Genomic DNA, 19,378 nt, shown 5'->3' with positions numbered 1-19,378 from the left:
GTGACCGCCGTCCGGATCGCGACATCGGCCGACGCTGCCGAGATCGTTCATCTCGGCGCGCTCATGTATAAAGCGGTCGGCGCGAAACCGACCCCGATGTGGGCCGTCGACGCCACTCGTGTGGTGAGGGCCCGGCTGGGCCGCGACCTGATCGGCATGGTCATCGATGCTCCCGAGGGCGGTCTGGCGTGCTGCGGCCTCGTCAACATCGCGCCGCGCCTGCCGCGACCCGGGGCGCTCGCCCACCACATGGGATACGTCCAGTGGGTGTCGACCGCGCCTCAGCACCAGCGCAAGGGATACGCGCGCCTGGTGATGGAGGCGCTGCTTCACGAGACGGACAAGCGGGGCATCGAGGTGGTGGAGCTCCACGCCAGCCCCATGGGCCGAACGATGTATGACGATCTCGGGTTCTTCATCAAGAACGACAACGTGGCCATGACCACGGTGCGCAACCGCCCCACGGATTAGGATTCGGCGTCGCCCCGCCCGGTGGGGCGCGGCGGACGGTCCCGCGAGAAGTCGAAGACCGCGAACGGGGCGCAGAACGCCACCACCGCCGCGAGGCCTGCAGCCCACATCACTGACAAGCTCGCGGGCTCGCCTTCAGCGCGCGCTGCGGCGATCCACGCCAGCCCCCAGGCCATGGCGAGTCCGGTCGCGACCACGAGGGCGGGCCGACCCCGCATCTTCACCGCGAAGGTCACCGCGATGGCCGCCACCGCCGCCAGCACCACGACGGCGAAGGCGAAGCCGTCTTCGGGTGCGGTGCCGAGAGAGTCGCGGCCGGTCGCGGCGATGTTCGCGGCGGTGGCCACCGACACCCACCCGAGGTAGAGACCGACGGGCACGTCCGTGGTGACGCGGTCCTTCCAAGACGAGGGCGCGATGCGCAGCAACGTGACGGCCACACTTGCGAGGACGGCCACGATCGCCACGATCACGAGGACGGACACCCACAGCCAGCCAGCCTGAACGGTGCCGATCCATGCGGCGTTGAGCACCATGGACGCGAGAACGGGCCAAGCGACGGCCCGCAGCCGCGGGTCGGCGCCGCGACCCGGCAGGACTTGGTAGACGGCGAACAACGCGAGCCCCGCGTAGATCACGCTCCAGATGCCGAAGGCACCGGTGGCGGGCGCAAGCAGAGTCGCGTCGGCAGCGAGCGCACCGTCGGCGGCCTGGGCGATGGGCGTGCCGCCGAAGGCGCCCGCCCCCCATGCGGCCGCGACGATCGCGAGGGCCGCGCCGAGCGCGACGGTGATCTGGCGGATCCTGTCCGTACGTGTGGCGGAGTCGTGCACCTGAGCCGTCATAGCGTCCTCCTTCCTCGAGGGACAACCGTCGTAGGGGGCAGGGGATTCCGATACGGCCGATGCGCCAGCCGGCTCGGTGCCTGGCGGCGCCTCGGGTGCGGCGCGCCCGCGTCGCCGGGTCGCTGGCCACGCCTATCCTTGGGTCCGTGGCTGCATCTGACTATTCCGCACGACACCTGTCCGTCCTCGAGGGGCTCGAGGCGGTGCGCAAGCGCCCCGGCATGTACATCGGCACCACCGATTCGCGTGGGCTCATGCACTGCCTGTGGGAGGTGATCGACAACTCCGTCGACGAGGCGCTCGGTGGGCACGGCGACACGATCGAGATCATTCTTCACCCGGACGATTCGGTCGAGGTGCGCGACCACGGGCGCGGCATCCCCATCGACATCGAGCCCAAGACCGGCCTGACCGGTGTCGAGGTCGTGATGACCAAGCTGCACGCGGGCGGCAAGTTCGGCGGCGGCTCGTACGCGGCCTCGGGAGGACTGCACGGTGTGGGCGCCTCCGTGGTGAATGCGCTCAGCGAGCGACTCGACGTATGGGTCGACCGCGGCGGTGCGACGCACCACATGGCCTTCAGGCGCGGCGAGCCTGGACAGTGGGACGACCCGGCTGCGGGCCCCAGCCCCGACTCCGACTTCGCGCCCTTCGTCACCGGCTCCAAGCTCGACACCATCGGCAAGGTGGCGAAGGGCCGGACCGGCACGCGGATCCGCTACTGGGCGGACCGGCAGATCTTCAACAAGACTGCGCGCTTCACGTTCGAGGACCTGATCGGACGAGCCCGTCAGACGGCTTTCCTCGTCCCCGGCCTCACGCTCACCGTGCGGGACGAGCGGAATCCCCTCGAGCCGTCGGAGGAGAGCTTCCGGTACGACGGTGGGCCCAAGGACTTCGTCGACTTCATCGGTCACGACGTGGCGGTGACAGACACGTGGGAGCTCAAGGGCTCGGGAACGTTCCGCGAGACCGTTCCCGTGCTCAAGAACGACGGCACGCTGGTGTCCGAGGACATCGAACGCGACTGCCTGGTCGACGTCGCGCTGCGGTGGGGCAACGGGTACGACACCGAGGTCCGCTCGTTCGTCAACATCATCGCCACTCCCAAGGGCGGCACCCATCACGCTGGATTCGAGGCCGGCCTGAGCAAGGTGATGCGCAAGGTCATCGAGACCAACGCGCGTCGCCTCAAGCTGACGGGCAAGGACGGCGCGGAGCGCGTGGAGAAGGACGACATCATGGCGGGGCTGACCGCCATCGTCACGGTGCGGATTCCCGAGCCCCAGTTCGAGGGCCAGACCAAGGAGGTGCTCGGCACCGGTCCCGTGCGCGGCATCGTGTCCAAGGTGGTCGAGCAGGAGCTCATGGCCATCCTCACGTCGACCAAGAGAGACACCAAGGCCCAGGCGAACACGGTGCTCGAGAAGATCGTCGCCGAGATGCGTGCCCGAATCGCCGCGCGCAAGCAGAAGGAGATCTCGCGGCGCAAGAACGCGTTGGAGACGTCGTCGCTGCCCGCGAAGCTCGCGGACTGCCGCTCGAACGACGTCGAGCAGTCCGAGCTGTTCATCGTCGAGGGGGATTCGGCGCTCGGCACGGCCAAGCTCGCGCGCCACTCCGATTTCCAGGCGCTGCTGCCGATTCGCGGAAAGATCCTCAACGTGCAGAAGGCCTCCGTGACGGACATGCTGCACAACGCCGAGTGCGCCTCCATCATCCAGGTGCTGGGCGCGGGTTCCGGTCGCAGCTTCGACCTCTCGCAGGCCAGGTACGGGAAGATCATCTTGATGACGGACGCGGACGTCGACGGCGCGCACATCCGCACGCTGCTGCTGACGCTGTTCTTCCGATACATGAGGCCGCTTGTGGATGCGGGGCGGGTCTACGCGGCCGTCCCGCCGCTGCACCGCATCGAAGTGATGGGCTCGCCCCGCCGGGAGAAGGAGTACATCTACACGTACTCCGAGAAGGAACTGAACGACACCATGCGGGACCTCAAGCGCTCCGGCCGCCGGTTCAAGGACGAGATCCAGCGGTATAAGGGCCTGGGGGAGATGGACGCGGACCAGCTCGCGGAGACCACCATGGATCCCGAGCACCGCACCCTGCGCCGCATCACCGCGGCCCACGCCGAGGGCGCTGAGCGGGTCTTCGAGCTGCTCATGGGCAATGAGGTCGCCCCGCGGCGCGACTTCATCGTCGCTGGCGCCGAGACCCTCGACACCGCACGGATCGACATATGAGCGACGACGACGCGCTGGCCGGCCCGTCATGCCCGGTGCACCCCTACGGCTACCACTCTCGCTCGAGGGTGAAGCAGCGCCGTGCTGAGGTGCTCGTCGAACCCAGTCTTGTCGGCCTGCCTGCTCGCTGCCTCGCACTGGAGCGCGACCTCGAGGAGTCGGGGCGGGTCGATGAGTTCGTGCGGCAGCTGTGGGTAGCCGAGCGCGATGGCAGGACGGGTGCGTCGGTGATGCTCGTCGTCGGTGCGGTTCTGGGCGCGCTGTTCGGCACGCTCGCCGTCGCAGACAGCCAGGCGTCTGGCTGGTACCTCGTGGGCTGGATCGGGGCCTTCCTGCTCGCGGGCGTAGTCATCGAAGGCCTCCTGGTTCGCACCCACCGCACGCGCCTGCGACGCGTGTACGAGTGGCGCGAGTACGTTGGCTTCCACATCTGAGGCCCTTGCAGACCTGCACTTCGGGACGGTAGCGCGGCCGTGATCAGTTGTCCTGCGAGCCGAGCTCAACGTCCGCCGTCGCGCCGCCCTTGGCAGTGACCTGCGGAGCACGTGCGGGGTACGCCACCACATGCTGGTGCGTGGTGCGGTAGTACGCGAGAAGCGCGGACAGCACTGAGTCGACGAAACCCGATCCTCGACCTCCCCGCCGTGCGGTCCCAAGCTCCGAACGGATTGTGATGCGCAGTTTCACGACGTCGCTCTGCAGCGAGGAGTAGAAGGGTGCTGGGTCTTCACGAAGGGAGCCGAGGCTTGTCGATGGGCCGGACGAATGGTTCTTGGCAAGCGCCTCGATCTCGAGAGCAGGAGGAGCATCGGAAAGCTGCCTCACCAGCCAGCTGACGCTGCCGCGGGCTCTCTTGTCGTGGGGTGCGCGAATGGTGGTGCCGATGCTCAACTGACGCCCGCGGAGGTCCGCTGTCACATCGATGTCGCCCACGGAGTCGCGCACTCGGAGCGCACCCGACAGCGTGCCCGAGTCGCTGAGCTCCCGAGCGAAGTGCTTGGTGCGCGTCGGAGCGTCCTCCCGTTGTGCTCGTGGCATCAGTTCTTCAACTTCTTCACCAATCTGGATTCCGAGCTTGAGAGCCGCGAAGGTGAGGAGTTGATCCCAGCGCCGAGCGATGTCGAGTACAGCGGGATCGGTGCGTCGGAGTGTGGCCGCTCGCGCTCCGTCCTTGACCGCTGTCCACTCAGGGCCCATGTCGTCGAACTCGAGCGCGCCGGATGATTGGTGCTCCAGGTAGCGGATGAGTTCGGCGAGTATCCAGTCCTGCTCAGCGTCGTCGATCCCAGTGCGATCGCGGACCCGGGCCGCGATGGCCGCGACGCGGGTCCAGGAGAAATGGCTGACCTTGACCTTCGAGTCCTTGCGGACCCTGAGGCCCTCAGTGGGATGGATGCCGTCAGAAGGTGCGATCTCATTGGATACCGTGATGAGGTGGTCATACTTGTTGTCGCGTGCACACTCGATGTATGCATTGATCTGCTCGAGCGTCAACGCGTTGGTGCCGGTCTTCACTTCGACTAAAGCGGTCCAGGACTGTTGGTTGCCATACTGCACGCGAACCAAACCGTCCGGTCGGATATCCCCACCGTTGGCAGCCTTGAACGGGGGTTCTACGTAGGCGTCCACAGTGGCCCGTGCGGCTCGAGACGCGCCTAACGGTGCGAGAAGCTCGACAGAGAATGGACGGACGATGGAGAGTACTGCGAGAAGTGCCGAAGTCGCACGCTGCTCTCGTTCCTTTCCGGAAGCCGTGCCAACTACCGGAATCAATCGAGCGCGCTGCCATTTCTCGGACATATTCACCCCTATGTGAAGCAGTCGTTTTCACCACACCCTAGTGACACCGACCCGACGCCCGATAGAACTCCGCGGCGATCCGACCAATCCGTTCCCTCCGCCCGGGCGAACCCTGTGTGGAGAGTCCTTGCGGGGAGCGTCGACATGGACGTCGCCGTGGGCTTTCCGGGAAGGGCCGGCAGATCGCCGGTTCTCGACGGAAGGAAGCATTATGAGGATTCTGCGATCCACACTCGTGGCGGCCGGCACGGCCGCACTGTTCGCCGCCGGAGCATCGGGCGCCGCTGCGGCCGAGGGCTACAACGCCACGCTCGATGAGTTCAACGGCTCTGGCGCCGAGTCGACTGCGATGGTGACCGTTGACGGCACCACAGTTCGCGTCGAGATCGAGGGCACCGGCTTCACGCCCAACGCCCCGCACGCCCAGCACCTTCACGGTGGGACCGACGGCACGGACTTCATGTGCCCGACGGCGGATGACGTCGAGGAACTCGACGAGGACGGCGATGGCCTGCTCAGCACGGTCGAGGCCGCTTCCGTCTACGGCGGCGTCATGGTCGCGCTCACCACCGAGGGCGACACCTCGGGAGACTCCGCCCTGGCCGTCGACCGCTTCCCGGTCGCGGACGACAACGGCGACCTGAACTACAGCCGCACCATCGAGGTGTCGCAGGACGTCGCTGACTCGCTGAGCAACATGCACATCGTGCAGCACGGCTTCGACATCGACGGCTCCGGCGAGTACGACGGCGAGGCTGTCTCCTCGCTCGACGAGTCGCTGCCGCTCGAGGCGACCATCCCCGCGACCTGCGGCGCCTTCGGAGACTCGCAGTCCGCCGCACCGATCGGCGGCGTCGACACCGGCAACGCCGCGGCCGACACCTCGACCGCCGTCGCGTTCGGCTCGGCCGCAGCCGTGACCGCGGCCGCGGGTCTCGGATTCGCCGCGTACAGCCGTCGTCGCGTGCAGCAGTAGGCACCGACACCACGGACCGCCGGCCCGGGCTCGCCGAATGGCGGGTTCGGGCCGGCCAACGCCCGCAGCCCCGAAGGAGAGTCATCGTGAAACGACGGACAGCACTCATCATTGCCGCGACCTGCGGAGTCCTCGCGCTCGGTGCCACCGCCGTGGCGGTGGACGCGATGCGGGTACAGGCACCCGCACCGCTGGCGTCATCGCCCAGCGCGTCGCCCACACCCCCGAGCGCATCGGCACCGGTGACCGCGCCGAGCCCGGAGGCCGCGACACCTGCTGCTCCCGAGGTGGCGGTCGAAGCGCGAGCGCCACAGGCCGCGCCGACGTCACTGACCATCCCCAAGATCGGCGTCGACACCGAGCTGGAGCAGTTGGGAGTTCAGGATGACGGCGCCTTGGCGACTCCGGTCGACACAGACTTGGCGGGGTGGTTCTCCGGTGGCCCGCGTCCAGGGGCCGTGGGCCCTGCTGTCCTCGCAGGCCACGTCAGCTGGAACGGCGACCCCTCAGTGTTCTTCCGCCTCACGGAGCTCGAACCGGGCGACATCGTCACGGTCCACCAGGAGGATGGCGGCGAGGTCGACTTCGAGGTGACGCGCCTCGAGCAGCACGACAAGGACGAGTTCCCAACGGTCTCGGTGTACTCCAACACGGAGGAGCCGGAGCTCCGGCTCATCACATGCGGCGGCGAGTTCGACTCGTCCATCGGCCACTTCGACGACAACATCGTGGTCTTCGCGGAGCTGGTCGACGACTGAGCGACCCTGCGTGCGCCGTGGCGGGAAGAACCCGACGGCGCACGGCGTTTCAGGAGGCGCGCGCACTGGTGCGCTGCCAATCTGCCGAGACGTCAGGAGACAAGCCATGGGACGATCCGATGCGGCCGCGACGTGGGGCGCGCCCCAGTACCTCGCACGGAATGCCGGGCTCCCGGACATGGGGATGTCTCCGCTCGGACCCGTGCCGCTCACGAATGGCCACACCGACGCGATCATGGCGTGCGAGGACACCGCAGCCGTGGCCGAGTTGAAGGCGTATGCACGCTCGTACATGGGAGTCGGTGGGATGGTGATCGCCAGCACGGTCGCTACCGTCGCATTCGGCTTTGCCGGCAAGCGCGGTCTCGCCGCTGGTGCAGCTGCCACCGCGATCGCGAGCGGAAACTTGGTCCTCGAGGCACGCAGGCGCGGCCGACAGTGGGAGGCCGTCGCCGATGCGCGTCTCGCGTCGGGGCCGGTTCACGCCTGACGGCGGCGAACCAGGGCCTCGGTCGGTAGGTCCTAACTGTGAGATGACCAGGTGCGCCACAATGGCGACGTGACTGATTCCGCGGACACACCAGACCAGGAGGTCGACGACACCCAGGTGCGCGCCATCGCAGACCTGGAGGAGTCGCTCGAACCCGTCTCGCTCATCGAGCAGTCCGGAGCGATCATCCGCACCGGGCGGATGATGCTCGCCGCCGGCACCGCCAGCTATCGCGTCAAGCAGGCCATGCGGGCCGTCGCGGCCGCGCTCGGCGTCGACACGCACGTGAACCAGGTGGCGCTCACCGACATCGCCGCGACCTCGCACCGCGGCCGCATCTTCCGCACCGAGGTGGCCGAGAACCGTTCGTTCGCCGTCAACAGCGACCGCCTGGCGCACCTCGACCGTCTGCGTCGCACTCTGCCCGAGCGCACCACCCCCGCCGAGATTCACCGCGCCCTCGACGAGATCGAGGAGCGTGGAAGCCTGTACCCGGCTCTCGCGAACGCCTCCTTCGCGGGCGTCGCGTGCGCAGCCTTCGCGGTGCTCAACCACGCCATGCCGTGGGAGGTGGCCGTCGTCTTTCTCGCGGCCGCGCTCGGCCAGCTCACGCGCCGTGCGCTGCACCACCTCGGATTCAACCCCTTCGGCACCACGGTCGCCGCGGCGACGATCGCCACGGTCGTGTATGTGGCCGGGATCGGCCTGCTGAACTGGTCGGGCGTGGAGTTGGACACCCACGCGGCGGGCTACATCTCTTCGGTGCTGTTCCTGCTTCCGGGGTTCGCTCTCATCACCGGGGCCCTGGACATGGCGAAGATGGACCTCCAGTCGGGCATCCAACGCATCGCATTCGGCACCATGATCACGCTGGCGGCGGGAGTCAGCGTCTGGGCGGTGTCGCTGCTGTCGAGCCTCTCGACGGGCCCGCGCGTCGATGCGCAGGTCGCGTGGGGATGGCAGTGGGCGCTGTGGGCGGCGGCCTCGGCGGTGGGAGTGGCGGGCTTCGCCTTCATGTTCAACAGCCCGTGGCGGATCGGGCTGAGCGCCGCCGGCATCGGCATGGTCGCCAACACCCTGCGCATGGTCGCGATCGACAGCGACGTCCCGGTGCAGGCGGCCACCGCCGTCGCATGCCTGGTGGTGGGCGTGCTTGCGGCCGCGGCCTCATGGCGCGGCCGGTTCCCGGTCATCACGCTGTCGGTGCCGGCGGTGCTCGTGATGATTCCCGGCGTGTCCGCCCACCAGGCCCTCGTCGCGCTCAACAGCGGCGACTTCGCCGCCGCGACGGCGGGCATCCTGCAGGTGATTCTGGTGGTGCTGTCGATCATGGTCGGCCTGGTCGCGGCCAAGCTGGTCACCGATCGAGAGTGGGCCTTCGACCACTGAACCGCCGATCGACGTGCGCCACGCGCGCGGCCGGGGTCAGCCGATGCCGTGCACCGGCGCGGACAGCGGCAGCCCCGAGCCGTCGCGCCGGCCGTGCTCTGCCGGCAGCTCGACGGGCTGTCCCGCACCCGACGTGGCTCTCGCAGGCGCGGTGCCCACCCACGCGGTCATGAGCGCGTCCTCGCCCTTCAGGAACCGATGCGCGCGGACTCCGCCCGTCGCACGCCCCTTGCCCGGATACTCGCTGAAGGGCGTGACCTTGGCCGAACCGGGCGTCGTGCCCGGCAGGGCCGTTGACGAACCCGCGATGGTGACCACGACCGCATCGGCCGGGCTGTCCACGACGCCGAAGTAGGCGGCGCGCCGACCTGGCGCAAGCTTGATCCCGCTCATCCCGCCGCCCGAGCGGCCCTGCGCACGGACCTTGGCGGCAGGGAAGTGAAGCAGCGGTCCGTCGTCGGCGACGAACACCAGCACCGCGTCATCGGGAGCGAGAGCGGACCCCACCACGACGTCGCCGTCCTGCAGGGCGATGGCCTCCCATGCGTCCTTGTTGGGTGCGGGCTCGGGCTTGACGCGCTTGACGATCCCGGCGGCGGTGCCGATCGCGAGAGGAGTCTCGGATCCGAGCGGCACGAGTGTCACGGCCTCCTCGCCCTTGTCCAGCGGCACCAGTTCAGTGATGGGGCTGCCGCCTCCCAGCGACGGCGGCTCGCTCGTGGGGGCGAGCGCCGGCACCTCGAGCAGGGACAGGCGGAGGATGCGGCCCTGGGTGGTCACGACGCCCACGTCGGCACGCGCCGATGCGGGGATGGCCGCGCGCAGCACGTCGTGGGGGCTGCGCCTTCCGTCGCGCGTCGGCACGGTGTCATCGGCGGTGCGTGCGACCAGGCCGGTCGCGGACAGCAGGGCGAAGCAGGGCGTGTCCTCGACTTCGAGGGGCGCGGCGGACGATGCTCCGGGCGCGGAGGCGGCGGATGACACCACGCCCGCCTCAGCGAGCAGGATGGTGCGGCGGGCCGTGCCGTACTCTGCGGCGGCGGCGTCCATCTCGAGCCCGACGACCTCGCGCAGCCGGGTGGGCGAGCCGAGGATCTCCTCGAGCTCGGCGATCTCGGCGAGCAGCTGGGCCTTCTCGTTCTCGAGCTCGAGGCGCGAGAACTTGGTGAGGCGGCGCAGCCGCAGCTCCAGGATGTAATCGGCCTGGGTCTCCGACAGGTCGAACGCAGTCATGAGCCGCGAGCGGGCCTCGCCGGCGTCCTCCGAGGAGCGGATGATCTGGATGACGTCGTCGATGTCGAGGATGGCGACCAACAGGCCGTCGACCAGGTGGAGCCGATCCTTGCGGGCCTGCAGGCGGTGCTCGGAGCGGCGCTTGACCACCGCGATGCGGTGGTCGACCCAGACCTGCAGCATCTCCTTGAGGCCCAGCGTGCGGGGCTCGCCTGCGACCAGAGCCACGTTGTTCATCGAGAACGATTCCTCGAGCGGTGTGAGCTTGTACAGGCGCTCCAGCACCGCCTCAGGGTTGAAGCCGTTCTTGATCTCGATCACCAGGCGCAGGCCGTGCTTGCGGTCGGTGAGGTCGGTGACGGCCGTGATGCCCTGCAGCTTCTTGGCGGACACCGCGTCCTTGATCTTCTCGATCACCTTCTCGGGGCCCACGAGGTATGGCAGCTCGGTGACCACGATGCCTTGGCGCCGCGGCGTGACCTTCTCGATGCGGGTGGTCGCGCGGGTCTTGAACGCGCCTTTGCCGGTCTCGTAGGCCTGGCGCACTCCGTCGAGGCCGACGATCTTGCCGCCGCCGGGCAGGTCGGGGCCGGGGACGAAACGCATGAGCTCGTCGAGGTCCGCGCGGGGGTTCGCCAGCAGGTGGCGTGCGGCGGAGACGACCTCGACCAGATTGTGCGGCGCCATGTTGGTCGCCATGCCCACTGCGATGCCCGAGGCGCCGTTGACGAGCAAATTCGGGATGGCCGCGGGCAGCACGGAGGGCTGGGTGAGCTTGTTGTCGTAGTTGGGGACGAGGTCCACGACGTCCTCATCGAGGTCCGCGAGCATTGCGCGCGCGGCCGGGCCCATGCGGGCCTCGGTGTATCGCGACGCGGCCGGGCCGTCGTCCAGCGAGCCGAAGTTGCCGTGGCCATCGACCAGCGGCAGCCGCAGCGAGAACGGCTGCGCCATCCGCACCAGCGCGTCGTAGATCGCCGTGTCTCCGTGCGGGTGGAGCTTTCCCATGACCTCGCCCACGACGCGGGAGGACTTCACGTGCGCGCGGTCGGGCCGCAGCCCCATCTCGCCCATCGAGTAGATGATGCGGCGCTGCACCGGCTTGAGGCCGTCGCGAGCGTCAGGCAGTGCACGCGAGTAGATCACCGAGTACGCGTATTCCAGGAATGACGTCTCCATCTCGGCGCTGACGTCGATGTCGACAACCTGCGAATCGGGCGCGTCGGCCATGTCTCTCCTCACGAAGGGTGGTCTTGGGGCTGCACGCATTGTCGCGCCGCGGCGATCCCGCCGGGCGGTGCCACGCGGTGCGAGTGGTGACCCCGCCGGTGAAGTGGAAGAATAGCCTCCATGTCTCACACGCTCGACCAGGCGGTCGCCGTCGCCGGGTACTACCCGGCCCTCGCGAACTCCGTGCTCCGCAATGCAATCCGTGACGAGTCGATCACGGCTCACTTCGTGCACGCCGAGACCACGTTCGACGACCGCGAGGTGCGCCGCCACATGACGGTCCTGGTGGTGACCGAGACCCGCCTCATCCGCGTCCACATGGACGACGGCTCGGGACACAGCGCCGAGGGCGCGCACGAGGCCTCCGCGACCGTCGAGACCGCACTGTTGACGGGAATCTCGAACATGGCGATGACCCATGTGGTGCACCACCCGGAGAACTTCCGCGACGGCGACTCGCCGAGCGAGCTGGTGTTGGCCGTCGGTTGGGGAGTGCACTCGCGCGTCGAGCTCGAGCCCGCCACCTGCGGCGATGAGAACTGCGAGGCCGACCACGGCTACACGGGCGGCATCACCGGCGACGACACCTTGGTCCGCGTCAGCGCCATCGCCGATGGCGTGGAGACCGTGCGCGCTCTCGAGGACTTCGCGGCGACGCTGCAGCGGGTCATCGGGCCTCGAGGGTGAGCCGCGCGAGCGAGCTGGCCTCGCTCGGCCTGAGCCTGCCCGACTACGGCGGGCGCGAGCTCGGAGCGGTGCTTCCCGCGGCGCTGTCTGCCGTCGGGGCAGGTCATGTGGTGTCTCACCGCGATGCGGATGCCGACCGCGCCCGGCTGGGCCTCGGCACCGCACGTCACGTGGTCGTGGTGCTGCTCGACGGGCTGGGCCATCTTGCGCTCGACGCCCGCCGCGGCCACGCGCCGTTCCTGCGTTCGGCCGAACAGGGCGTCATCACTGCCGGCTATCCGACGACGACCGCCGCCTCGCTCGCGCTGTTCGGGACCGGACAGCCGTCGGGGCGCACGGGCCTGACCGGGTACACGGCGCGCAACCCGCGCACCGGTGGGCTCGCGAACCTCGTGTCGTGGGAGGGCGCCTACGACGCTGCGGAGTGGCAGCGACAGCCGTCGCTCCTCGAGAGCGCCGCCCACGCCGGATTCCCCGTCACCACGTTGGGTCGCCGTCGCTTTGCGGGGTCGGGCCTCACGCAGGCGGTGCTGCGCGGGGGGCGGTTCGTGGGCGCGGAGCGCCTGTCGGAGCGCATCGACACGGCGCTCGCCGCGGCGCGCGAGCCTGGAGTGTCGTACTGCTATTGGGGCGAGATCGATGCCGCCGGTCACCAGCACGGGTGGGGATCGGAGCAGTGGGTGACCGCGCTCGAGGATGCGGATCGCGAGCTGAGGCGTCTCGCGGAGGGCCTGCCGCGAGACGCGGTGATGGTCGTCACCGCGGATCACGGCATGGTGGACGTGCCAGGGGCCCCCAGGTGGGATGTCGCGACGGATCCCGAGCTGAGTTCCGGAGTCCCCTTGGTCGCGGGGGAGCCGCGTGCGCTGCACGTGCACACGGAGCCCGGAGTGGATCCCGAGGACGTCGCTGCGCGGTGGCGCGAGAGGCTCTCCGGCCACGCCATGGTGTGGACGCGTGAGGAGGCCCGTGCCGACGGGCTGTTCGGCGAGCTGCTCGACGAGGTGGCCGACCGCGTGGGCGACGTCGTGGTCGCCATGGCGGGCCGTGCCACCGTGGTCGACTCCCGCACACAGTCACCGAAGTCGATGGCGCTGGTCGGCATGCACGGCTCCCTCACCCCAGAGGAGCTCCAGGTGCCATGGCTCGTGGTGGACGCGACGTAGCCTGGCTCATCCGCGCCCTGGTGCGGTGGGGATCAGGCCGACGCGGCCCTTGCGGTCCAGCGTCCCTCGGTGCGCTCGATCGCGATCGGGTGCGCGAAGGCCTTGCTGACCGCGGCGGTGGTGAGCACCGCATCGGCCGTGCCCGCCTCCACCACCCTGCCGGCGCGCAGCAGCACGGCATGAGTGGTGGACGCCGGCAGCTCTTCGAAGTGATGGGTCACTGTCACCACGCCGAGCGCCGGATGTGACGTCGCGAGGGCGTCGAGAGTGGTGAGCAGCTGCTCGCGCGCCGCGACGTCCAGACCGGTGGTGGCCTCGTCGAGAAGCAGCACGGCCGGGTCGGGCATCAGCGCTCGCACGATGAGGGTGCGGCCGCGCTCTCCTTGCGACATCGTGGACCATCGCAGGCCCCGGTCCGCGTCGACTCCGAAACGCGTCAGCAGGGTGCGGGCCCGCTCGACCTCCTCGTGCGAAGGCTGCCAGCGGGGAACCAGTTCGAGGGTGCCGGTCGCACCCGTGAGCGCCACCGACAGTGGGTCGAGATCGCTCGTGAGCCCGTGACGCGATGTGACGAGGCCCACGTGGGCGCGCAGGTCGCGCACGTCGACGCGTCCCAGCCGGTAGCCGAGCACCTCGACCGTCCCGCGAGTGGGGTGGGCGCCAGCGGCGAGCAGAGAGATGAGCGTCGACTTGCCGGCTCCGTTGGGGCCGATCAACGCCCACCGTTGACCTCGCCGGACAGTGAGGCTGACGTCGTCGAGGATGGTCGTGTCGCCGCGCACGAAGGTGACGCCGGCCGCGCGGAGCAGCGCATCGGAGCGACCGTCATGCTCGATCGATGCGTGGTCGGTCACGGTCGGAGGCGGCGTGGTGCGCGTCGGTCGTCAGTCGTTCTTCGCACCGAACACGATCTCGTCCCAGCTCGGGACGGATGAACGTCCCCTGCGCGACGGCTTGGGCTCGGCTGCCGAAGACTCGGAGGATGGGCCATCGCTGGCGTCATCGGGGGTCTGTGCCGAGTCGCCGTCCTCACCCGAGGACGAGTCGCGACGCGCGGATCCCGCAGGGTGCGGCATGGTGCGACCCGCCTTGGGGCCCTGCGCGAACCCCACCTCGGCCTCGCGCTTGCGCTGCGCCGGCCCAAATCCTTCGAAACCGCCGTCGTCGTCGAAGTCCTCATCCGCCTCGGCGTCGACCGAGTCGCGGGTGCCACGCCGTTCTTCAAGGTCGGCCAGCAGCAGTTCGGTGGACGAGGGCGCGTCCTGGTCGGCCTTTGCGCTGTCCGTCGCGGCGCCGTCCGTGTCGGAGGGGACGGGCATCAGCGGTCGAGACTTGTCCAGGGGGACGTCGTCCTGCTCCGGTCGCACGGCGCTGAGGTGGCGTCGCGGGATCGGCACGTCCAACAGCTCGGTCTCGGTGAGCCACCGCGACTCGTCGTCCTGGGCCGTGACGGCGCGCGCGGTGTGGTCGAACTCCCACAGCGCGCGGACCTTCCTGCCGTCCACGGTGAAGTCGACGGCGACGAGCCACGGCTCGTCGACCTCACGCCAGGCGTCCCACGCCACTTCCTCGGGATCGACGCCGCGGCTCGCGAGACGATCCGCGACGAGATCCGTCAGGACGGGTGCGCCGCTGTCGCGCCCGATCCGCGTCCCACGAGCGAGATCCGCGATGTATGCGCGCTCGGCGAGCACCGGGGGCTCGTAGCGCTGCAGCGCCTCGTACGGCTCGCCGGTGAGCTCCGCCAGCTCGTGAGCGTTCAGACCGCTGCGGATGCGCTGCTGGATCTGCTTGGGACTGAGGGAGGTCGATTCGCGCTCGTCCTCGTCCGCGCTGTCGGTGTGCACGCGCGGGCGGGTGAGGGCGACGGCACGGCGGAGTTCGTCGGTGAGCGCAAGCTCGAACTCCTCGCCAGACTCGGTCGCGACGACGAGGTGTTCACCGTCGTCGCCCGATCTCACCAGGGACAGTCCAGTCATGGCCTCAGCCTGCCACGCAGGCGGACGCTTCGCAGGATGCCGCGCCCGGCGCGCCGCCCTTGCTCCGGCGGTGCGGCACGATGGGTGACATGTCCTCACCAGAGTCGCTCATGCAGGTGGCGCGCACGGTCGCGACCGAAGCCGCCTCGCTCATCATCGACGGCCGTGCGCGCGCCGAGGTCGCGGCCACCAAGTCCAGCCCGATCGACATCGTCACCCAGATGGACCTCGCGGCGGAACGGCTGCTCCGCGACAGGCTCGCCGAGCTCCGGCCCGACGACGCGATTCTGGGGGAGGAGGGCGACGACTCTCCCGGGACGTCCGGCATCACCTGGGTGTTGGATCCGATCGACGGCACGGTGAACTACCTCTACGGGCTGCCGCACTTCGCGGTGTCGGTGGCGGCAGTCGCAGGAGAGCCGACCCCGCAGACCTGGACGGCCCTGGCAGGCGCGGTCCACGACGGCAGCGGCGTGCTGTGGTCCGCGAGCCGTGACGGGGGAGCCTGGCGCAACGGCGAGCCGTTGGTGCGCACGGACGCACCCGGACTCGACGGCACTCTGCTCGCGACCGGCTTCCAGTATGTGGCGCAGCGTCGCGTGCGTCAGGGAGAGATCGTCACGTCGATGCTCGGCAGGGTCCGCGACATCCGCAGGCTCGGGGCCGCCGCGGTGGATCTGTGCCTGGTGGCGGCCGGGCACCTGGACGCGTACTACGAGCACGGGCTGCATCCGTGGGACTTCGCGGCGGCGGCGCTCATCGCCGAGGAGGCGGGCGTGCGCGTCGCGGGGATCGACGGCGGCGCACCGGACGAGAGGCTCACGATCGCGGCGATGCCGGACGTCTGGGAGCAGCTGCGAGACGCCCTGCTCGAGGCCGGGGCGGCGCGCTCCTGGGACGCGTCTGAGGCGTAGAGTCGCGCTCGCGAGATTTTTGTTGCACAATGCGTGCGCTCGGAGGGAACAAATCCACCGGCAAGAGCATTCAGTACTCACACACCACCGGTGAAGGGACCACTGCCTGATGGCAACCGATTACGACGCACCTCGCAAGACCGACGACGAGGTGTCTGCTGACTCCATCGAGGAGCTGAAGGCCCGCCGCAACGACAAGACCTCCGGCGTCGTTGACGAGGACGAGGCCGAGGCGGCCGAGGGATTCGAGCTGCCGGGCGCAGACCTGTCCGGCGAAGAGCTGTCGGTCCGCGTGCTGCCGGCTCAGCAGGACGAGTTCACCTGCATGTCATGCTTCCTTGTCCACCACCGCAGCCAGCTCGCGACCTTCAAGAACGACCAGCCGATCTGCTCGGAGTGCGCGGCCTGAGCGCCGCTTCGTGATGACCTCTGTCGACGTGCTCGTCAGCACGACGGATGCCGACGTTCCGCTGCCGGCGTACTCCCATCCCGGAGACGCCGGGGCGGACATCACCGCCCGCGTCGAGGTGACGCTGGCGCCGGGCGAGCGTGCGACCGTGCCGACGGGGCTGCGCATCGCGCTGCCCGCCGGCTACGCAGCCTTCGTGCACCCCCGCTCGGGCCTCGCGGCCAGGCACGGCGTGACGATCGTCAACGCCCCTGGCACCGTCGATGCCGGGTATCGGGGAGAGATCGCGGTCACCGTGCTCAACACCGACCCGCGCGAGACCGTGGTGCTGCGCCGCGGCGATCGCATCGCGCAGCTTGTCATCCAGCGCGTCGAGCACGCGGCGTTCGTCGCGGTGCAAGAGCTTCCGGGCTCGCACCGCGGGGAGGGCGGGTTCGGCTCGACGGGGGCCGCCGCCCCAGGAGCGACGCCGTGATCGCGCAGGCGACCCCGATCTCCGACCTTCGGCCCCGTGAGGTCGTGGCGGTGGCAGGGCGAGTCGTGTCGATACAGGTCGAGCCGCGCGACGCCGCGCCCACGTTGACGGCGCGCGTGGACGACGGCACCGGTCGGGTGGAGGCCGTCTTCATGGGCCGGCGGGCGATTGCCGGCGTCGAGCCCGGCGCCAGGATCCGGCTCGAGGGCCGGGTGTGCTCCACCGACGCGCTGCCGCGCCTGTACAACCCTCGCTTCGAGCTCGGCTGATGGGCCAGCGGCGAGACGACGAGGGGCGCACGGAATCCCTCGAGAAGGAGCCCGAGACTGACGCCCGTCAGCCAGGGGACGAGGAGGCCGCTGCGCCCGTCCCCGCTCAAGCCTCCCGCATGGGCCAGTTGGTGGCGGGAGAGGAATTCTCCCTCGCCGAGGCTATGGGAGGCTGGCGCGGCTTCCTCGAGGCGGCGGCGCCCGGGGTGGTGTTCGTCGTCGCCTACCTCGGCTGGGGCGGATTCCGCATCCCCGTGATCGCCTCCGTGGCCACCGTGCTGGTCATGGTGGTCGTGCGGCTGGTGCAGCGCTCGAGCATCCAGCAGGCCCTGTCGGGAGTGCTCGGCGTGGCACTCGGCGCGATCTGGGCCTGGCGCTCGGGTGACGCCGGGGGCTACTTCGTGCCGGGCCTATGGATCAACGCCGCCTACGCAGCCGGCACGCTGATCTCGATGGCGGTGCGGTGGCCCCTGGTGGGGATCGTCGTCGGGCTGTTCAAGGGCTGGGGAACGTCCTGGCGCGACGACCCGCGCACGATGCGCACCATGCAGTGGGGGACGGGGATCGTCGCCGCGGTGTTCCTCCTGCGCCTCGCGGTGCAGGTGCCGCTGTACGTCGCGGACGCTATCGCCGCACTCGGCACCGCGAAGCTCGCCATGGGAGTGCCGCTGTTCGCGCTCAGCCTGTGGGCGGTGTGGCTCCTGGTGCGGTCCGCAGCACCTGATCCAGCGCCTCAGGATCCGCCTCCGCCGACACGATGAACAGCAGCTCGTCGCGCGCCTCGAGCGTGTCGGCGGGCGTCGGTGCGATCGTGCGGTCGCCACGCACGATGCACGACAGCACGGTCTCGCTCGGCCAGCCGATCTCGCGGACGGTCGCGCCGATCACCGGAGAGTCGGTGGGCAGCGTCACCTCGATGATCGAGGCCCCCGACTGGTGGAACGTGAAAACCTTGACCAGATCGCCGATGGCGACGGCCTCCTCGACCATCGCCGTCATGATGCGCGGCGTGGACACGGCGACGTCGACGCCCCACTGAGCGTCGTACATCCACTCGTTTCGCGGGTTGTTGACCCGCGCCACCGTGCGCGGCACCCCGAACTCGGTCTTGCACAGGAACGACACGACCAGGTTGGCCTTGTCGTCGCCGGTCGCCGCGACGACGACGTCCATGCCCTCGGTCGCCGCCTCGCGAAGCGCCGCCATCTCGCATGCGTCGGCGAGCATCCACTCGGCCTCGGCCACTTGCGCCACACGCATGGCGGACGGGTTGTGGTCCATCAGCATGACCTCGTGCCCGTGATCGAGCAGGTCACGCGCGATGGACCGTCCCACTGACCCGGCTCCGGCGATCAGTACCTTCACGATTCGCCTCCAGGGGGGCGTGACAGCACGCGCTGCGCATGGGTGCCGACGGCGTCGGGCACCACGAAGTAGACCTCGTCGCCCGATTGGACGGACATGGCTGACGTGGGCAGCACTCCCTCGGAGAACCTCACGAGGTACGCGACCCGCGTGCCAGTGGCTTCCTCGAGGTCCTTGATCGGGCTGCCGATCCAGCCGCCGTGGTACGCGAGCCTCCGCACGGCGACGGCGGCCGTGGAGTCGACGTACACGTCGTCGGAACCGCCAGGCAGGAGCCGCGACACGATCTGCGCGCTCGTCCACGGGACGGGGGCGACGGTGGGGATGCCCAGCCGGCGGTAGACCTCCGCCCGGCCGGAGTCGGAAATGCGCGCGACCACGTTCGCCACGCCGTACGTCTCGCGGACCACGCGGGCGGCGAGGATGTTGGAGTTGTCGCCGGAGGACACCGCGGCGAACGCGTAGGCGTCCTCGACGCCGGCGGACACGAGGGTCTCGCGGTCGAATCCGATCCCGGTGATCTTCTGACCCTGGAAGTCGGCGGGGAGGCGTCGGAACGCATCTCCCATCCTGTCGATGACGGCGACTGAGTGGCCTCGCGACTCGAACTCGGATGCGAGCGCGGCGCCAGTGCGGCCGCAGCCCATGATCACGATATGCACGAGACCCCACGCTA

The 19,378-nt window shown here is 69.5% G+C and carries 21 protein-coding genes; 14 read left to right on the top strand and 7 right to left on the bottom strand.

Translation table 11 applies throughout. From position 1 onward, the window contains the following. The gene (locus tag ACNI14_RS09670) at window positions 1-471 is read left to right on the top strand and encodes a GNAT family N-acetyltransferase (RefSeq protein ID WP_420519795.1); all 471 of its coding nucleotides are present in this window, start codon (window positions 1-3) and stop codon (window positions 469-471) included. Here ACNI14_RS09670 and ACNI14_RS09665 read toward each other — a convergent pair. Beyond that, entirely contained in the window at window positions 468-1,316 is an 849-nt protein-coding gene (locus ACNI14_RS09665) for a TspO-related membrane protein (RefSeq protein ID WP_420519794.1), read from the bottom strand. The genes ACNI14_RS09670 and ACNI14_RS09665 overlap by 4 nt on opposite strands. Before the next feature lie 146 nt (window positions 1,317-1,462). Here ACNI14_RS09665 and ACNI14_RS09660 point away from each other — a divergent pair, with 146 nt between their 5' ends. Together ACNI14_RS09660 and ACNI14_RS09655 are read left to right on the top strand one after the other, a co-directional pair. After that, window positions 1,463-3,562, top strand: a complete 2,100-nt coding sequence (locus tag ACNI14_RS09660) for a DNA gyrase/topoisomerase IV subunit B (RefSeq protein ID WP_420519793.1) — start codon at window positions 1,463-1,465, stop codon at window positions 3,560-3,562. Next, window positions 3,559-3,996 (top strand): hypothetical protein, encoded by a 438-nt coding sequence (locus ACNI14_RS09655; protein ID WP_420519792.1) that lies wholly within the window; start codon window positions 3,559-3,561, stop codon window positions 3,994-3,996. The genes ACNI14_RS09660 and ACNI14_RS09655 overlap by 4 nt, the downstream gene beginning before the upstream one ends. A 43-nt stretch (window positions 3,997-4,039) precedes the next feature. On the opposite strand, the gene ACNI14_RS09650 is transcribed toward ACNI14_RS09655, so the two are convergent. Beyond that, a complete protein-coding gene (locus ACNI14_RS09650) occupies window positions 4,040-5,077 on the bottom strand; it encodes a hypothetical protein (RefSeq protein WP_420519791.1) in 1,038 nt (345 codons plus the stop codon). Between the two features lie 496 nt (window positions 5,078-5,573). On the opposite strand from ACNI14_RS09650, the gene ACNI14_RS09645 reads away from it, so the two are divergent. The 4 genes from ACNI14_RS09645 to ACNI14_RS09630 all read left to right on the top strand — a co-directional run bounded on the left by ACNI14_RS09645 (window position 5,574) and on the right by ACNI14_RS09630 (window position 8,975). Then, the gene (locus ACNI14_RS09645) at window positions 5,574-6,338 is read left to right on the top strand and encodes a hypothetical protein (RefSeq protein WP_420519790.1); all 765 of its coding nucleotides are present in this window, start codon (window positions 5,574-5,576) and stop codon (window positions 6,336-6,338) included. Window positions 6,339-6,424: 86 nt separating this feature from the next. Continuing rightward, window positions 6,425-7,096, top strand: a complete 672-nt coding sequence (locus ACNI14_RS09640) for a class F sortase (protein ID WP_420519789.1) — start codon at window positions 6,425-6,427, stop codon at window positions 7,094-7,096. A 106-nt stretch (window positions 7,097-7,202) separates the two neighbouring features. Further along, entirely contained in the window at window positions 7,203-7,586 is a 384-nt protein-coding gene (locus ACNI14_RS09635) for a hypothetical protein (RefSeq protein WP_420519788.1), read from the top strand. A 69-nt stretch (window positions 7,587-7,655) separates the two neighbouring features. After that, window positions 7,656-8,975 carry a threonine/serine exporter family protein gene (locus tag ACNI14_RS09630; RefSeq protein ID WP_420519787.1) on the top strand — a complete coding sequence of 440 codons (1,320 nt, stop codon included), beginning with the start codon at window positions 7,656-7,658 and terminating at the stop codon, window positions 8,973-8,975. Between the two features lie 36 nt (window positions 8,976-9,011). On the opposite strand, the gene ACNI14_RS09625 is transcribed toward ACNI14_RS09630, so the two are convergent. Beyond that, on the bottom strand, window positions 9,012-11,438 hold the full coding sequence (locus ACNI14_RS09625) for a DNA gyrase/topoisomerase IV subunit A (RefSeq protein WP_420519786.1): 2,427 nt from the start codon (window positions 11,436-11,438) through the stop codon (window positions 9,012-9,014). A gap of 120 nt (window positions 11,439-11,558) precedes the next feature. Here ACNI14_RS09625 and ACNI14_RS09620 point away from each other — a divergent pair, with 120 nt between their 5' ends. Both ACNI14_RS09620 and ACNI14_RS09615 read left to right on the top strand, forming a co-directional pair. After that, a complete protein-coding gene (locus ACNI14_RS09620) occupies window positions 11,559-12,125 on the top strand; it encodes a DUF5998 family protein (protein ID WP_420519785.1) in 567 nt (188 codons plus the stop codon). Then, a complete protein-coding gene (locus ACNI14_RS09615; protein ID WP_420519784.1) occupies window positions 12,122-13,291 on the top strand; it encodes an alkaline phosphatase family protein in 1,170 nt (389 codons plus the stop codon). The genes ACNI14_RS09620 and ACNI14_RS09615 overlap by 4 nt, the downstream gene beginning before the upstream one ends. 32 nt (window positions 13,292-13,323) lie before the next feature. Here ACNI14_RS09615 and ACNI14_RS09610 read toward each other — a convergent pair whose 3' ends face one another. After that, a complete protein-coding gene (locus ACNI14_RS09610; RefSeq protein ID WP_420519783.1) occupies window positions 13,324-14,145 on the bottom strand; it encodes an ABC transporter ATP-binding protein in 822 nt (273 codons plus the stop codon). Window positions 14,146-14,175: 30 nt separating this feature from the next. After that, window positions 14,176-15,270: a septation protein SepH gene (gene sepH, locus ACNI14_RS09605; RefSeq protein WP_420519782.1), complete on the bottom strand. Its 1,095-nt coding sequence runs from the start codon at window positions 15,268-15,270 to the stop codon at window positions 14,176-14,178. Between the two features lie 89 nt (window positions 15,271-15,359). Between sepH and ACNI14_RS09600 the strand changes: the two genes are divergently transcribed. The 5 genes from ACNI14_RS09600 to ACNI14_RS09580 all read left to right on the top strand — a co-directional run bounded on the left by ACNI14_RS09600 (window position 15,360) and on the right by ACNI14_RS09580 (window position 18,098). Beyond that, entirely contained in the window at window positions 15,360-16,184 is an 825-nt protein-coding gene (locus ACNI14_RS09600; protein WP_420519781.1) for an inositol monophosphatase family protein, read from the top strand. Between the two features lie 109 nt (window positions 16,185-16,293). Beyond that, on the top strand, window positions 16,294-16,593 hold the full coding sequence (locus ACNI14_RS09595; RefSeq protein WP_062133478.1) for a DUF4193 domain-containing protein: 300 nt from the start codon (window positions 16,294-16,296) through the stop codon (window positions 16,591-16,593). Window positions 16,594-16,606: 13 nt separating this feature from the next. Next, complete coding sequence (gene dut, locus ACNI14_RS09590; protein ID WP_420519861.1) at window positions 16,607-17,068, top strand: dUTP diphosphatase; 462 nt, start codon at window positions 16,607-16,609, stop codon at window positions 17,066-17,068. Next, window positions 17,065-17,337, top strand: a complete 273-nt coding sequence (locus ACNI14_RS09585; protein WP_420519780.1) for an OB-fold nucleic acid binding domain-containing protein — start codon at window positions 17,065-17,067, stop codon at window positions 17,335-17,337. Before dut ends, ACNI14_RS09585 begins: the two co-directional genes overlap by 4 nt. Continuing rightward, complete coding sequence (locus tag ACNI14_RS09580) at window positions 17,337-18,098, top strand: DUF3159 domain-containing protein (protein WP_420519779.1); 762 nt, start codon at window positions 17,337-17,339, stop codon at window positions 18,096-18,098. Before ACNI14_RS09585 ends, ACNI14_RS09580 begins: the two co-directional genes overlap by 1 nt. Here ACNI14_RS09580 and ACNI14_RS09575 read toward each other — a convergent pair. Together ACNI14_RS09575 and ACNI14_RS09570 are read right to left on the bottom strand one after the other, a co-directional pair. After that, window positions 18,016-18,702: a potassium channel family protein gene (locus tag ACNI14_RS09575; protein WP_420519778.1), complete on the bottom strand. Its 687-nt coding sequence runs from the start codon at window positions 18,700-18,702 to the stop codon at window positions 18,016-18,018. The genes ACNI14_RS09580 and ACNI14_RS09575 overlap by 83 nt on opposite strands. Next, complete coding sequence (locus ACNI14_RS09570; RefSeq protein WP_420519777.1) at window positions 18,699-19,364, bottom strand: potassium channel family protein; 666 nt, start codon at window positions 19,362-19,364, stop codon at window positions 18,699-18,701. Before ACNI14_RS09570 ends, ACNI14_RS09575 begins: the two co-directional genes overlap by 4 nt. Window positions 19,365-19,378: the final 14 nt, after the last annotated feature.

Source organism: Demequina pilifera, from assembly GCF_048814985.1.
Classification (GTDB): Bacteria; Actinomycetota; Actinomycetes; order Actinomycetales; family Demequinaceae; genus Demequina.
The sequence above is the reverse complement of the archived record's forward strand: the minus strand, read 5'-3'. Positions and strand labels throughout refer to the sequence as shown.

Excerpts from the sequence above, each read along its gene's own strand:
- ACNI14_RS09665 (WP_420519794.1), bottom strand. The coding sequence starts at position 1,316 with ATGACGGCTCAGGTGCACGACTCCGCCACACGTACGGACAGGATCCGC.
- ACNI14_RS09655 (WP_420519792.1), top strand. The coding sequence starts at position 3,559 with ATGAGCGACGACGACGCGCTGGCCGGCCCGTCATGCCCGGTGCACCCC.
- ACNI14_RS09645 (WP_420519790.1), top strand. The coding sequence starts at position 5,574 with ATGAGGATTCTGCGATCCACACTCGTGGCGGCCGGCACGGCCGCACTG.
- ACNI14_RS09635 (WP_420519788.1), top strand. The coding sequence starts at position 7,203 with ATGGGACGATCCGATGCGGCCGCGACGTGGGGCGCGCCCCAGTACCTC.
- ACNI14_RS09625 (WP_420519786.1), bottom strand. The coding sequence starts at position 11,438 with ATGGCCGACGCGCCCGATTCGCAGGTTGTCGACATCGACGTCAGCGCC.
- ACNI14_RS09620 (WP_420519785.1), top strand. The coding sequence starts at position 11,559 with ATGTCTCACACGCTCGACCAGGCGGTCGCCGTCGCCGGGTACTACCCG.
- sepH (WP_420519782.1), bottom strand. The coding sequence starts at position 15,270 with ATGACTGGACTGTCCCTGGTGAGATCGGGCGACGACGGTGAACACCTC.
- ACNI14_RS09600 (WP_420519781.1), top strand. The coding sequence starts at position 15,360 with ATGTCCTCACCAGAGTCGCTCATGCAGGTGGCGCGCACGGTCGCGACC.
- ACNI14_RS09595 (WP_062133478.1), top strand. The coding sequence starts at position 16,294 with ATGGCAACCGATTACGACGCACCTCGCAAGACCGACGACGAGGTGTCT.
- dut (WP_420519861.1), top strand. The coding sequence starts at position 16,607 with ATGACCTCTGTCGACGTGCTCGTCAGCACGACGGATGCCGACGTTCCG.
- ACNI14_RS09580 (WP_420519779.1), top strand. The coding sequence starts at position 17,337 with ATGGGCCAGCGGCGAGACGACGAGGGGCGCACGGAATCCCTCGAGAAG.